We start from the raw sequence: 1,567 nt of genomic DNA, 5'->3' as shown, positions 1-1,567 counted from the left end.
ACTGCGACAAGATCACCCCCGGCATGCTGATGGCCGCCCTGCGCCTGAACATCCCGGTGATCTTCGTCTCCGGCGGCCCGATGGAAGCCGGCAAGACCAAGCTCGCCTCCCACGGCCTCGACCTGGTCGACGCCATGGTCATCGCCGCCGATTCCAGCGCTTCTGACGAGAAGGTCGCGGAATACGAGCGCAGCGCATGCCCGACCTGCGGTTCGTGCTCCGGCATGTTCACCGCCAACTCGATGAACTGCCTGGTGGAAGCCCTGGGCCTCGCCTTGCCGGGCAACGGTTCCACCCTCGCCACCCACAGCGACCGTGAGCAGCTATTCCTGCAGGCCGGCCGTACCATCGTCGAACTGTGCAAGCGTTACTACGGTGAGAACGATGAGTCGGTGTTGCCGCGCAACATCGCCAATTTCAAGGCGTTCGAGAACGCCATGACCCTGGACATCGCCATGGGCGGTTCCACCAACACCATCCTGCACTTGCTGGCCGCAGCCCAGGAAGCCGAGATCGATTTCGACCTGCGCGACATCGACCGTCTGTCCCGTCACGTGCCGCAACTGTGCAAAGTTGCACCGAACATCCAGAAGTACCACATGGAAGACGTGCACCGTGCCGGCGGGATCTTCTCGATCCTGGGCTCCCTGGCCCGTGGCGGCCTGTTGCACACGGACCTGCCAACCGTGCACAGCCGTAGCATGGAAGAGGCCATTGCCAAGTGGGATATCACCCAGACCAGCGACGAAGCGGTTCATCACTTCTTCAAGGCCGGCCCGGCAGGTATCCCGACCCAGACCGCGTTCAGCCAGTCGACCCGTTGGGACACCCTGGATGACGACCGTGAAAACGGCTGCATCCGCAGTGTCGAGCACGCCTACTCCAAGGAGGGCGGCCTGGCTGTGCTGTACGGCAACATCGCCCTGGACGGCTGCGTGGTGAAAACCGCGGGTGTGGATGAGTCCATCCACGTGTTCGAAGGCAATGCCAAGATCTTCGAAAGCCAGGACAGCGCCGTTCGCGGCATCCTCGCCGACGAAGTGAAAGAAGGCGACATCGTGATCATCCGCTACGAAGGCCCGAAAGGCGGCCCGGGTATGCAGGAGATGCTCTACCCGACCTCCTACCTGAAATCAAAAGGCCTGGGCAAAGCCTGCGCCTTGCTGACCGATGGTCGCTTCTCTGGCGGCACCTCGGGCCTGTCCATCGGCCACGCTTCGCCAGAAGCGGCAGCAGGCGGCGCGATTGGCCTGGTGCAGGATGGCGACAAGGTGCTGATCGACATTCCGAACCGCTCGATCAACCTGTTGATCAGCGATGAAGAGCTGGCGGCACGCCGGGTCGAGCAGGACAAGAAAGGCTGGAAGCCAGTGGAGAAGCGTCCGCGCAAAGTCACCACCGCGCTGAAGGCTTACGCCCTGCTGGCTACCAGTGCCGACAAGGGTGCGGTGCGTAACAAGGCGATGCTTGACGGCCTGTAAGCCCCGCTCATAAAAATGAAGATCAAAATGTGGGAGGGGGCTTGCCCCCGATGGCGACCTGTCAGTGGATACATCTACAACTGACC

1 protein-coding gene is annotated in these 1,567 nt (G+C 62.2%); it reads left to right on the top strand.

Features of this window, described 5'->3' with window-relative positions; all coding sequences use genetic code 11:
• On the top strand, window positions 1–1,481 hold a 1,481-nt coding region (ilvD, locus tag ACRESD_RS10310; RefSeq protein ID WP_431750817.1), incomplete at its 5' end, for a dihydroxy-acid dehydratase.
• Between the last annotated feature and the right edge of the window lie 86 nt (window positions 1,482–1,567).

The sequence above is a fragment of the Pseudomonas sp. genome, from assembly GCF_050739995.1.
Lineage (GTDB): Bacteria > Pseudomonadota > Gammaproteobacteria > Pseudomonadales > Pseudomonadaceae > Aquipseudomonas.
This window is presented reverse-complemented; position numbering and strand designations above follow the sequence as displayed.